Origin of the sequence: Microbacterium sp. NPDC058389 (genome assembly GCF_042722305.1) — a bacterium.
GTDB lineage: Bacteria > Actinomycetota > Actinomycetes > Actinomycetales > Microbacteriaceae > Microbacterium.
In genome coordinates, this window is record NZ_JBHXJQ010000001.1 from 160,052 (window position 1) to 171,302 (window position 11,251).

Annotated in this window: 12 protein-coding genes; 11 read left to right on the top strand and 1 reads right to left on the bottom strand. The window is 71.5% G+C overall.

Features of this window, described 5'->3' with window-relative positions; translation table 11 throughout:
- Positions 1–6: 6 nt before the first annotated feature.
- The 8 genes from ACFWJ8_RS00890 to ACFWJ8_RS00925 are packed head-to-tail and all read left to right on the top strand — an operon-like array spanning position 7 to position 7,505.
- A complete protein-coding gene (locus ACFWJ8_RS00890; protein ID WP_378807825.1) occupies positions 7–819 on the top strand; it encodes an ABC transporter ATP-binding protein in 813 nt (270 codons plus the stop codon).
- Positions 816–1,532, top strand: coding sequence for an ABC transporter ATP-binding protein (locus ACFWJ8_RS00895; RefSeq protein WP_378807827.1), 717 nt, complete (start codon positions 816–818; stop codon positions 1,530–1,532). Before ACFWJ8_RS00890 ends, ACFWJ8_RS00895 begins: the two co-directional genes overlap by 4 nt.
- The gene (locus ACFWJ8_RS00900; RefSeq protein WP_378807830.1) at positions 1,529–2,404 is read left to right on the top strand and encodes a branched-chain amino acid ABC transporter permease; all 876 of its coding nucleotides are present in this window, start codon (positions 1,529–1,531) and stop codon (positions 2,402–2,404) included. The genes ACFWJ8_RS00895 and ACFWJ8_RS00900 overlap by 4 nt, the downstream gene beginning before the upstream one ends.
- A complete protein-coding gene (locus ACFWJ8_RS00905) occupies positions 2,404–3,546 on the top strand; it encodes a branched-chain amino acid ABC transporter permease (RefSeq protein WP_378808645.1) in 1,143 nt (380 codons plus the stop codon). The genes ACFWJ8_RS00900 and ACFWJ8_RS00905 overlap by 1 nt, the downstream gene beginning before the upstream one ends.
- Positions 3,543–5,144, top strand: coding sequence for a class I adenylate-forming enzyme family protein (locus ACFWJ8_RS00910; RefSeq protein ID WP_378807833.1), 1,602 nt, complete (start codon positions 3,543–3,545; stop codon positions 5,142–5,144). Before ACFWJ8_RS00905 ends, ACFWJ8_RS00910 begins: the two co-directional genes overlap by 4 nt.
- Complete coding sequence (locus ACFWJ8_RS00915) at positions 5,144–5,842, top strand: TetR/AcrR family transcriptional regulator (RefSeq protein ID WP_378807835.1); 699 nt, start codon at positions 5,144–5,146, stop codon at positions 5,840–5,842. Before ACFWJ8_RS00910 ends, ACFWJ8_RS00915 begins: the two co-directional genes overlap by 1 nt.
- The gene (locus ACFWJ8_RS00920; protein ID WP_378807837.1) at positions 5,839–6,591 is read left to right on the top strand and encodes a 3-hydroxybutyrate dehydrogenase; all 753 of its coding nucleotides are present in this window, start codon (positions 5,839–5,841) and stop codon (positions 6,589–6,591) included. The genes ACFWJ8_RS00915 and ACFWJ8_RS00920 overlap by 4 nt, the downstream gene beginning before the upstream one ends.
- On the top strand, positions 6,576–7,505 hold the full coding sequence (locus tag ACFWJ8_RS00925; protein ID WP_378807839.1) for an alpha/beta fold hydrolase: 930 nt from the start codon (positions 6,576–6,578) through the stop codon (positions 7,503–7,505). The genes ACFWJ8_RS00920 and ACFWJ8_RS00925 overlap by 16 nt, the downstream gene beginning before the upstream one ends.
- 99 nt (positions 7,506–7,604) lie before the next feature.
- On the opposite strand, the gene ACFWJ8_RS00930 is transcribed toward ACFWJ8_RS00925, so the two are convergent.
- On the bottom strand, positions 7,605–8,390 hold the full coding sequence (locus tag ACFWJ8_RS00930) for an IclR family transcriptional regulator (RefSeq protein WP_378807842.1): 786 nt from the start codon (positions 8,388–8,390) through the stop codon (positions 7,605–7,607).
- Positions 8,391–8,493: 103 nt separating this feature from the next.
- Here ACFWJ8_RS00930 and ACFWJ8_RS00935 point away from each other — a divergent pair, with 103 nt between their 5' ends.
- The 3 genes from ACFWJ8_RS00935 to ACFWJ8_RS00945 are packed head-to-tail and all read left to right on the top strand — an operon-like array spanning position 8,494 to position 11,115.
- The gene (locus tag ACFWJ8_RS00935) at positions 8,494–9,279 is read left to right on the top strand and encodes a CoA transferase subunit A (protein ID WP_378807844.1); all 786 of its coding nucleotides are present in this window, start codon (positions 8,494–8,496) and stop codon (positions 9,277–9,279) included.
- A gap of 1 nt (position 9,280) precedes the next feature.
- Positions 9,281–9,934 carry a CoA transferase subunit B gene (locus tag ACFWJ8_RS00940; RefSeq protein ID WP_378807846.1) on the top strand — a complete coding sequence of 218 codons (654 nt, stop codon included), beginning with the start codon at positions 9,281–9,283 and terminating at the stop codon, positions 9,932–9,934.
- A complete protein-coding gene (locus ACFWJ8_RS00945; protein ID WP_378807848.1) occupies positions 9,931–11,115 on the top strand; it encodes an acetyl-CoA C-acetyltransferase in 1,185 nt (394 codons plus the stop codon). The genes ACFWJ8_RS00940 and ACFWJ8_RS00945 overlap by 4 nt, the downstream gene beginning before the upstream one ends.
- Positions 11,116–11,251 lie beyond the last annotated feature (136 nt).

Genomic DNA, 11,251 nt, shown 5'->3' on the forward strand with positions numbered 1-11,251 from the left:
CACACGATGAGCACCTCAGTCCCGTCCGCGCCCGCCGCGGAGACCGCGCGCCGCGGCTCTCCGCTGAAGATCGAAGGCCTCGGCCTGCAGATCGGCGGCGCGACGATCCTCAAGGACGTCGAACTCGACGTCGCCGCCGGCTCCCTCGTGGGCGTCATCGGTCCCAACGGCGCCGGCAAGACCACGCTCTTCAACGTGATCTCCGGGCTCATGAAGCCCACCGCCGGCCGCGTCCTGCTGGACGACCGCGACATCACGACGGCGTCGGTGCCCGCGAGGGCGCGGGCGGGACTGGGGCGCACCTTCCAGACATCGAGCCTGTTCCCGAAGCTGTCGGTGCTCGAGAACGTGCGGCTGGCCGCCCAGGTGTCGCTGGGCGGCTCCGGGTCGCTGCTGCGATTCCCGAAGCGGTCGGACGCCGCCACCGAACTCGCGCTGGCCAAGCTTGACGCCGTCGGGCTGAGCCACAAGCTCGAGGCGCTGGCCGGCGACATCTCGCACGGCGACAAGCGCAAGCTCGAGATCGCGGTGCTGCTGGCCACCGAGGCGAGCATCGTGCTGCTGGACGAGCCGATGGCCGGCGTCGCCTCGGGCGACGTGCCGGGACTCGTCGAGAACATCCGCGAGATGCAGCGCGAGAAGGGCTGCACGCTCCTGATGGTCGAGCACCACATCGACGTGCTCATGGGCCTCGTCGAGAAGGTCGCGGTGATGTACTTCGGCACGATCATCGCGTACGACACCCCGCAGCGGGTCATGGAGAACGCGCTCGTGCAGAGCGCCTATCTCGGCACCGGCTCGGGGGTGGAGGCGGCATGAGCGCGGAACCGATCCTGACCGTACGGAACCTCCGCTGCACGATCGCCGGGCAGCAGGTCGTCGAGGACGTCTCGTTCGACGTGCCTGCGACGGGCATCACCGCGGTGCTCGGCCGCAACGGCGTCGGCAAGACCTCGACGCTGCGCGGCATCCTCGGACTCGTCTCCCGGCGCGGCGAGGTCCGCCTGGCCGGCGAGCGCATCGACGGGATCCCCACGCACCGCATCGTCCGTCGTGGCGTCGGCTACGTGCCCGAGGACCGCGAGGTGTTCTCGAAGCTCACCGTCGCCGAGAATCTCGCGCTCGCCGAACGCCAGCGCAACCCGCGTCGCGAGTTCGTCGCCGAGTTGTTCCCCGACCTGGTGGCGCGTCGCGACCAGGCCGCGGGCACGCTGTCGGGCGGCCAGCAGCAGATGGTGTCGGTCGCCCGGGCTCTGCTCAACGACAACCGGCTGCTGCTCGTGGACGAGCCCACGAAGGGACTCGCGCCCAAGATCGTGACCGAGGTCGCCGACGCGCTCGAAGAGGCGTCGAAGACCGTCCCCATCCTCCTCGTCGAGCAGAACCTCGAGGTGGTCCGTCGCCTCGCCGACGACGCCGTCGTGGTTGCGGGCGGCCGGGTCGCACATGTCGGCAAGGCGCGCGAGATCCTCGACGACGAAGACCTCACCCGCCGCCTCCTCGGCGTCCACGTGGAGCACACCGCATCATGAGCACCCTGGTCCTCACCCTCATCACCGGCGTCGGCCTCGGCGCCCTGTACTTCCTCGTCGCGAGCGGCCTGAGCCTCATCTACGGGCTCATGCACGTGCTGAACTTCGCGCACGGCGCCTTCCTCACCCTCAGCGCTTTCGTCGGCTGGATGGTGGCCCAGGCGCTCGGCACCGACTCATGGGGATCGTTCCTGCTGTCGCTGCTGGTCGGGGCCGGTGTCGGCGCGGTCTTCGCGACCCTCACCGAACTGGTCCTGATCCGCCCGCTGTACGAGCGGCACATCGAGCAGGTCCTCGTCACCGTCGGCCTCTCGTTCGCGGCGGTCGCGCTCTTCGAGGGCATCTGGGGCACCGACCCCGTGCACATCTCGGGCCCGTCGTGGCTCAAGCAGACCACCGAGGTGCTCGGCGCCCGCATCCCGAACACCTACTGGGTCCTGATGATCGCCGCGGTGCTCGTGCTGGCCGCGCTGGTGCTCTTCCTGCAGAAGACGCGCTACGGCATGATCATCCGCGCCGGGGTCGAGAACCGCTCGATGGTCACGGCGCTGGGCATCGACGTGCGACGCTCCTTCACCCTCGTCTTCGCGATCGGCGGGGCGGCGGCCGGCATCGGGGGAGTGCTCGCGATGCACTACTCGACGTTCGTGTCGGCCCACCTCGGGCAGACGCTCCTCATCTTCGCGTTCATCGTGACTGTCGTCGGCGGCCTCGGCTCGCTCACGGGCGCAGCCGTGGCCTCGGTCCTCGTGGCCGTGCTGCAGCAGTTCGCGAACTTCTACCTCGGCGGCACGGGCGACTTCATCGTCGTGATCCTGCTGGCGCTCGTGCTGCTGGTGCGGCCGACCGGACTCCTCGGAAAGAGGGCATGATGCTTCGTCGGGCTCAACAACCGGGGCGGTGGATCCCCGCCGTCGTGGGCGCCGCGCTCGTCGTGTTCATGGCGGTGCTGCCGCTGCTGAACCTGTCGCTTCCCGGCATCCTCCCCACGCCCACCTACATGCCGGGCACGCTCGCCCTGCTGTCGCTGTGCATGGTGTTCGCGGCGCTCGCGCTGTCGTACAACCTGTTGCTCGGATCGGGCGGGATGCTGTCGTTCGGCCACGCCCTGTACTTCGGGGCCGGCGCGTACGGGCTCGGCATCGCACTGGAGCACTTCGGTGTGCCGCTGTGGCCCGGCGTGTTCATCGCACTCGTCGGCGGCATGGTGATCGCCCTGGCGACCGGCGCCGTCTCGATGCGTGTGTCGGGCATCCCGTTCGCCATGGTGACACTCGCCTTCGCGCAGGCCGGCTCGGTGCTCGTGCGCCGCAACTCGCAGATCACGGGCGGCGAGGAGGGGCTGAGCCTCAACACCGAGCAGGTCCCCGACTTCCTCATCGGCGTGATCAACACGCGCAACCTGTACTGGTTCACCCTCGCGGTGCTGGTGGTCGTCTATCTCGTGACGCTGTGGGTCGACACCTCGCGGCTGGGCCATCTCGCGCGTGCGACACGCGAGAACGAGCAGCGGGTGCGCGTGCTGGGCCTCTCGCCGTACCGCGTGAAGCTCATCGTCTTCGTGATCGCCGCGGGACTCGCGAGCCTCGCCGGAGTGGCCTACATGCTGCTGCAGTCCGGCACGGTGCCCCGGTCGGTCTCGGCCGACCTCACGATCACGGTCCTCGTGATGGTGGTGCTGGGTGGCGTCGGATTCCGATGGGGTGCCATCGTTGGCGGTGTGCTCTACACGCTGCTCGATCAGCGACTCACGGTCCTCGCCGGATCCGACGCGATCGCCGGTCTTCCGGACTGGCTGCGCGTGCCGCTGTCGGAGCCGCTGTTCCTCCTCGGCGTCCTGTTCATCGTCGTCGTGATGTTCCTGCCGGGCGGCATCGCCGGCACCATCGACTCGGCCGTGCGCCGTGCGCGCGGCGAGAAGACCCGTGGTGCGCTGCGGCAGCTCGACGACGCGGACGATGCCGGCGAGACGCCGGTCACCGGCGCCGCAGCCTCGGAAAGAGTGCGCGCATGACGTGGACCGCCGACCCCGAGACGGACGACGGGCCGCACACCATCGGCCGCTGGCTGATCGACCGTGCGGCGCGCTCGCCGGAGCGGATCGCGATCGACGATCGCGGTGTCACGACCGACTACGCGGTGCTCGCCGCGCGCGCGGCGGCTCTCGCCGACGCGCTGCGCGACGCGGGGTACGGCCCGGGCGACCGCATCGCCACGGTGTCGGGCAACTCGACCGATCATGTCGTGGCGTTCTTCGCCTGCGCCGTGGCCGGCATCGCCTTCGTGCCGCTGTCGTGGCGGCTCACGCCGCGCGAGCTCGCCGACGTGCTGACGCGGTCGGATCCTGCGCTCGTGCTCGTCGAGGACGAGTACGAGTCGCTCGCGGGTGAGGCGCTGCGGATCGCCGACCGGATGCCGCCGACCGCGGTGCTCGGCACGACAGGAGTGGAGGCATCCGTTGTTCCGTCGGAGCGGCCGCGCACGCGCCGGCCGGTCCGCGACGACGACCCGCTGCTGATCATCTTCACCTCGGGGAGCGAGGCGGCGCCCAAGGGCGTCGTGCTCACGCACGCGAACTGCTTCTGGAACAATCTCGCGCTCGCGCAGGCGCTTCCGCTGACGCAGGACGACGTCGTGCTGGCGATGCTGCCGCAGTTCCACGTCGCGGCCTGGAACTGCCAGCCGCTGCTGGCGTGGTGGGTCGGCGCGACCGTCGTGCTGGAGCGGTCGTTCCAGCCCGCCCGCGTGCTGCAGCTGATCGCGGACCGTGGCATCACGGCGATGATGGGCGTTCCGACCCAGTATGCGATGCTCGCTGCCGAACGCGACGCGGCCTCGGCCGACACCTCGTCGCTGCGGCTCGCGCTGGTCGGCGGCGCCACGATGCCCGTGGAGCTCCAGCAGACGTGGGCGCAGCGCGGGCTGCCGCTCACGCAGGGATACGGCCTGACCGAGGCGGGACCCAACGTGCTGCACCTGCCGGCCGCCGAGGCCGCGGCCTCTCCCGGCGCGGTGGGACGTCCGTACCCGCACGTCTCAGCGCGCGTCGTCGATCCGGCGACCGGGCTCACGCTCGAGGGCGAGGCGACGGGCGAGCTGTGGGTGCGCGGGCCGAGCGTGTTCGCCGGGTATCTCGGTGACGACGCGGCGACGGCGCGCGCCATGAGCGGTGAATGGCTGCGCAGCGGCGATCTCGTCGCGCGTGACGCCGACGGCGTGTACCGCGTCGTCGACCGTCTGAAAGACATCTACATCTCGGGTGGCGAGAACGTCGCGCCCGCCGAGGTCGAGTACGCGCTGTGCCTGCATCCGCTGGTGGAGGCGACGGCCGTCGTCGGCGTGCCGGACGACGTGTGGGGCGAGCGCGGGGTCGCGTTCGTCGTCCCCGTCGCCGGTGCCGCGCTGTCAGCGGACGAGGTGCTCGCCCACGCGCGGCGCAACCTCGCGGCGTTCAAGATCCCGGTGCACGTCGAGTTCGTCGATGAGCTGCCGCGGTCGACGATCGAGAAGCTCGCGCGTTCACGACTGCGCGAACGGGCGCGGGCCCTGCGCGTCGATGCCGGGGCACACGTGCGGGTGGAGAGCCGCACACCGAGCAGGGGGGAGTCCTGATGAGTATGTCCGACGAGATCGTCGAGCACCACGAGGAGCTGGTGTCGTCCGCGACAGGCCGACCGCTGACCAAACGCGGCGAAGCGACCCGCCGCCGTCTGCTCGAGGCGGCGGAGCTCGTGTTCGCCGAACAGGGCTACCACGAGGCATCCATCGTCAAGATCACCGAGCGCGCAGGCATCGGACTGGGCACGTTCTACCTGTACTTCGACAGCAAGCAGGCGATCTTCGAGGCGCTCGTGCTCGACCTCAACCGTCGCGTGCGCCACTCGATGTCGGAGGCGATGTCGGGCGCCTCCGGCCGCCTGGAGGCCGAGCGCGCGGGGTTCGCGGGGTTCTTCCGCTTCACCGCCGAGCACCCTGCGCTGTACCGCGTGGTGCGCGAGGCGGAGTTCGTGTCGCCCGAGGTGCTGCGCCTGCACTACACCCGCATCGTCGAGGGCTACGAGGCAGGGCTCCGCGCCGCGCAGGCGACCGGCGACGTCGACCGCGCCCTCGACCCCGAGACGACCGCATGGGCGCTGATGGGCATGGGCGAGCTGATCGGCATGCGCTTCCTGCTGTGGGAGCGCGACGCCGACGGCAAGCCGCCCGCCGAGCTCGATCCGCGGGTGTTCACCGGCATGACGCGGTTCATCGACAACGCGCTCGCACCGCGCCCTTCGACGAGCACAGGAACCGAGGAGGAAGACCGATGACAGACCAGGACCTGGCCGGCAGGCGCGCCCTCGTGACGGGTGGTGCGAGCGGCATCGGCCTCGCGTGCGCGCACGAGTTCGCCGGGCGCGGCGCGCACGTCATCATCGCGGATCTGAACGCGGACGCCGCGACGGATGCCGCAGCCGCCGTCGGCGGCGAGCCCTGGGTGGTCGACCTGTCCGACACGCGCGCGCTCGACGAGCTGACGCTCGACGTCGACATCCTGGTCAACAACGCCGGCATCCAGCGGGTGTCGCCGATCACGGAGTTCGACCCCGACACGTTCCGGCTGCTGCTGCGGCTCATGCTCGAATCGCCGTTCCTGCTGATCCGTGCGGCGCTCCCCGGCATGTACGAGCGCGGCTGGGGTCGCATCGTCAACATCTCCAGCGCGCACGGGCTGCGAGCCAGCGCGTTCAAGTCGGCCTACGTCTCGGCCAAGCACGGTCTGGAGGGCCTCTCGAAGGTGACGGCCCTCGAAGGCGCCCCGCACGGCGTCACGAGCAACTGCATCAACCCCGCGTACGTGCGCACCCCGCTCGTCGAGAAGCAGATCGCCGACCAGGCGAAGGTGCACGGCATCCCGGAGAGCGAGGTCGTCGAGAAGATCATGCTCACCGAGAGCGCGGTCAAGCGGCTCGTCGAGGCCGACGAGGTCGCCTCGCTCGCCGGCTGGCTCGTCTCCGACAAGGCGGGCATGGCCACGGGCGCGTCCTACACCATCGACGGCGGATGGACGGCACGGTGACGGCCGGCACCCGCGCGCACGAGTATCGCGAGCTCGACGTCCCTGTCGACGGAGGCCGCCTGCACGTCGGGGTGTGGGAACCGCTGGATGCCGGTCCCGACGCGCCGACCGTGCTGCTGGTGCACGGGGTCACCGCCTCGCACCTCGCATGGCCGTTCGTGGTCGACCGGCTGCCCGGCGTGCGGCTGGTCGCCCCGGACCTGCGCGGCCGCGGACGCAGCAACGAGCTCGAGGGTCCCGCGGGCATGGCCGCGCACGCCGCCGACCTGGCGGCGCTGCTCGACGCGCTCGACCTCGACCGCACCGTCGTGGTGGGGCACTCGATGGGCGCCTTCGTGTCGGTCGTGTTCGCGCATCTGCACCCCGACCGGGTGTCGCGGCTCGTGCTCGTGGACGGGGGGCTGCCGCTGGACGTCCCCGCGGGGCTCAGCACCGACGAACTCGTCGCGGGCATCCTCGGCCCGACGGCCGCCCGGCTCTCGATGAGGTTCACGGGTCCAGCCGACTACCTGGACTTCTGGCGCGCCCACCCGGCGTTCGCGCAGGCCTGGACGCCCGAACTCGAGCGGTACCTCGCCTACGACCTCGTGCCCGACGGCGAGGGCGCCTTCCGCCCCGCGACCAGCTACGCCACGACCGCGGACGACACCGTCGACATGAACACCGGGACCGCCCTGCCCGGCGCGCTCGCCGGCTTGCGGCATCCGACCCGCCTTCTCACCGTGCCGCGCGGCCTGCAGGACGAGCCGCCCGGACTGTATGCGCCTGAGCACCTCGCCCGGCTCCTGGGGGAGTACCCCGACGTGCGCCACGAGCGCATCGACGGCCTCAACCACTACACGATCGTGATGTCGCCCGGCGGCGCCGAGGTCGTCGCCGGTGCCGTGCGCGAGGAGCTCGCCGCCGAGGGCTGAGCGGGCGCGGCAGACTCGGCGATCTCGCGACACGCGGACGTTCGGGCGGGATCCGCCCGAACCTCGCGAGATCTCCGAGCGTGCCGCGGCACGGCCGCGCTAACGGGACGCCGCGATGCGCGTCGTCAGCTGGTGCGCGTGCGCCAGGAGGGTGCGCCCGAGCTCGGGGAGCCGGTCAGGACCGAATCGGAACTCGACGCCCGTGAGGCTCAGCGCCCACTGGGGGTGGCCCTCCCGCGTGAACACCGCGGCGCCGAGCCCGTACGAGCCCTCGACGATGAGCCCCGGGTTGACGGCGTAGCCGCGCTCCTGCGTGTCGCGCAGCCGCGCGCGCAGCCGCGGCTCGCTGTGGGCGACGCCCCAGTCGTCCGCGAGCGAGGGATGCCGTTCGAAGTAGGCGTCCACATCGTGGGGCGGCAGGAACGCCAGGATCGCCAGGCCCGCCGAGGCCACGCCGAGCGGGAACCGCACCCCCTCCGAGAGCACGAACGACCGGATCGGGAAACTGCCCTCCTCACGCAGGAGGCACACCGTCTCGTCGCCGCGGCGCACCGACAGGAACGCGCTCTCCTCGGTGCGCACGGCGAGCGAGCGAACGATGTCGCGGGCGATCGCGGTGATGTCATAGCGGGATGCCGCGACCGTGCCCATCAGGAAGAGCTCGGGACCCGGCATCCACCGTCCGGTCCGCTCGTCCTGGTCGACGAGACCCTCGTGGCGGAGTGCCGAGAGCAGCCGGTGCGTCGTCGGGCGGGTGAGGTCGGCGCGACGCGCGAGCTCGGCCACCGGCATCCCCTCGTCGCCGGCGGATGTGACGAGTCGCAGCAGCTGCGCTGCCCGCGCCACCGACTGCGCGCCGGGCACGCTGCGCTTCGTTGTGTCCACGATATGGACGCTAGGCGATGGGTGATCCACATGGCAAGCGGCCGCTCGCGCCGGTGCCGCGATCGGATGAGGATGAGAGGGATCCGCAACGAAGGAGTGGCACGTGATCGATAAGACCTGGGGCTCGGCGGCCGAGGCCGTCGCCGACATCCCCGACGGCGCGTCTCTCGCGGTGGGAGGGTTCGGACTGTCGGGCAACCCCATCGCGCTCATCGAGGCGCTGCTCGCACAGGGGACGAGCGACCTCCGCATCGTGAGCAACAACTGCGGCGTCGACGACTGGGGGCTCGGCGTGCTGCTGAACGCCAAGCGCATCAGCAAGATGACGTCGTCGTACGTGGGGGAGAACAAGGAGTTCGAGCGGCAGTTCCTGTCGGGCGAGCTGGAGCTCGAGCTCACGCCGCAGGGCACCCTCGCCGAGAAGCTGCGGGCGGGCGGCTCGGGCATCGCCGCGTTCTACACGCAGACCGGCGTCGGCACCCAGGTCGCCGAAGGCGGCCTGCCGCGCAAGTACGCCGCCGACGGCAGCATCGCCGTCGCGTCGCCCGTCAAGGACGTCCGCTCCTTCGAGGTCGGCGGCACCGCTCGCGACTTCGTGCTCGAAGAGGCGATCGTCACCGACTTCTCGCTCGTCCACGCGCTGCGCGGCGACCGCCACGGCAACCTCGTCTTCAACAAGGCCGCCCGCAACTTCAACCCGCTGGCCGCGATGGCGGGCCGCGTGTGCATCGCGCAGGTCGAGGAGCTCGTGGAGCCGGGCGAACTCGACCCCGACGGCATCCACCTCCCCGGCATCTACGTGCACCGCATCGTCGAGGTCGGCTCCGGCATCGAGAAGCGCATCGAGCGGCGCACCGTCGCCGCCCCCGTCACCCCGGAAGGAGCCTGACATGGCGCTCACCCGCACCGAGATGGCCGCACGTGCGGCGCGCGAGCTCGCCGACGGCGCCTACGTCAACCTCGGCATCGGACTGCCGACGCTGGTGCCCAACTACGTGCCCGACGGCGTCACGGTCGTGCTGCAGTCCGAGAACGGCATCCTCGGCGTCGGCCCGTACCCGGCCGAGGAGAACGTCGACCCCGATCTCATCAACGCGGGCAAGGAGACGGTCACCACCCTTCCCGGTGCGGCCTTCTTCGACTCGGCGACGAGCTTCGGCATGATCCGCGGCGGCAAGATCGACGCCGCGATCCTCGGCGCGATGCAGGTGTCGGCGAACGGCGACCTCGCCAACTGGATGATCCCGGGCAAGATGGTGAAGGGCCCAGGCGGCGCGATGGACCTCGTGCACGGCGCCGCGAAGGTCATCGTGCTCATGGAGCACGTCGCCAAGGACGGCTCCGCCAAGATCGTCGACGAGTGCTCGCTGCCCCTCACCGGGCGCGGGGTGGTCGACCGCATCATCACGGACCTCGCGGTCATCGACGTGACGGATGCCGGGCTCGTGCTGGTCGAGACGGCTCCGGGCGTCACCGTCGCCGAGGTGATCGCCGCGACAGAACCCGCACTCCGCGTCGCGGACGCGCTCGAGGAGGAATCATGAACCACGACGACATCGTCATCGTCGCCGCCGCGCGGACCCCGCAGGGGCGCCTGAAGGGGCAGCTGGCACCGCTCACCGCCGTGCAGCTCGGCAGCGCCGCCATCCGCGGCGCACTGACGCAGGGCGGCATCCCCGCCGACGCCGTCGACGCCGTGCTGGTCGGCCAGGTGCTCGCGGCCGGGGCGGGGCAGAACCCCGCGCGCCAGGCGGCCGTGGGCGCCGGCATCCCGTGGGACGTCCACTCCGGCTCGGTCAACAAGGTGTGCCTGTCGGGCCTCACCGCCATCATCGACGGCGCGCGCATGATCGCCGTCGGCGACGCCACGGTCGTGGTCGCCGCCGGCATGGAATCGATGACGCGCGCGCCGCACCTGCTGATGGGTTCGCGCGACGGCTGGGCGTACGGCTCCATCGAGGTGCTCGACCACATGGCGTACGACGGCCTCACGGACGCGTACGACGCCGAGAGCATGGGCGCGTCGACCGAGCGCCACAACGAGCGCTTCGCGGTCACCCGCGAGGACCAGGATGCCGTCGCCGCGCGTTCGCACCAGCGCGCGGCCGCCGCGCAGCAGGCGGGCGTCTTCGACGCGGAGATCGTGCCGGTCGAGATCCCGCAGCGCAAGGGCGACCCGGTCGTCGTGACGAAGGACGAGGGCATCCGGCCGGAGACGACCGTCGACACCCTCGCCGGCCTGCGGCCCGCCTTCGCCGCGGGCGGGTCGATCACCGCCGGCAACTCGTCGCAGATCTCGGATGGCGCCTCTGCCGTCGTGCTGACCTCGCGCTCGCACGCCGACGCCAACGGCTGGCCGGTGCTCGCCGTCGTCGGCGCTTCGGGCCAGGTGGCCGGCCCCGACAACTCGCTGCACGCGCAGCCGGCGCGCGCCATCGAGAAGGCGTGCGCCAAGCAGGGGATCTCGCCGGCCGATCTCGACATGGTCGAGATCAATGAGGCGTTCGGCGCCGTCGTCGCTCGGTCGCAGCACGAGCTCGGCCTCGCCGACGACGTCGTCAACCCGCACGGCGGCGGAATCGCGATCGGGCACCCGATCGGCGCGTCGGGCAACCGGCTCGTGGTGCACGCGGTGCACGAACTGGTCCGCCGCGGCGGCGGCACGGCCGCGGTCGCGCTGTGCGGCGGCGGAGGTCAGGGCGACGCGCTCATCCTCACCCGCTGAGACATGAGAAGAGGGGGTGGGGGGGCGGGGCGGCCAGCCCCCGAAAGGAGGGGGGAGACGGTGGGGCGCAACCGCGGGCCCGGGGCGCCACCCGGGGCGCCCCCCCCGCAACCGGGGGGGGGGGCCGCCCCAAACA

Coding starts and splice junctions, on each gene's coding strand:
- ACFWJ8_RS00890 (WP_378807825.1), top strand. CDS start 7: ATGAGCACCTCAGTCCCGTCCGCGCCCGCCGCGGAGACCGCGCGCCGC.
- ACFWJ8_RS00895 (WP_378807827.1), top strand. CDS start 816: ATGAGCGCGGAACCGATCCTGACCGTACGGAACCTCCGCTGCACGATC.
- ACFWJ8_RS00900 (WP_378807830.1), top strand. CDS start 1,529: ATGAGCACCCTGGTCCTCACCCTCATCACCGGCGTCGGCCTCGGCGCC.
- ACFWJ8_RS00905 (WP_378808645.1), top strand. CDS start 2,404: ATGCTTCGTCGGGCTCAACAACCGGGGCGGTGGATCCCCGCCGTCGTG.
- ACFWJ8_RS00910 (WP_378807833.1), top strand. CDS start 3,543: ATGACGTGGACCGCCGACCCCGAGACGGACGACGGGCCGCACACCATC.
- ACFWJ8_RS00915 (WP_378807835.1), top strand. CDS start 5,144: ATGAGTATGTCCGACGAGATCGTCGAGCACCACGAGGAGCTGGTGTCG.
- ACFWJ8_RS00920 (WP_378807837.1), top strand. CDS start 5,839: ATGACAGACCAGGACCTGGCCGGCAGGCGCGCCCTCGTGACGGGTGGT.
- ACFWJ8_RS00925 (WP_378807839.1), top strand. CDS start 6,576: ATGGACGGCACGGTGACGGCCGGCACCCGCGCGCACGAGTATCGCGAG.
- ACFWJ8_RS00940 (WP_378807846.1), top strand. CDS start 9,281: ATGGCGCTCACCCGCACCGAGATGGCCGCACGTGCGGCGCGCGAGCTC.
- ACFWJ8_RS00945 (WP_378807848.1), top strand. CDS start 9,931: ATGAACCACGACGACATCGTCATCGTCGCCGCCGCGCGGACCCCGCAG.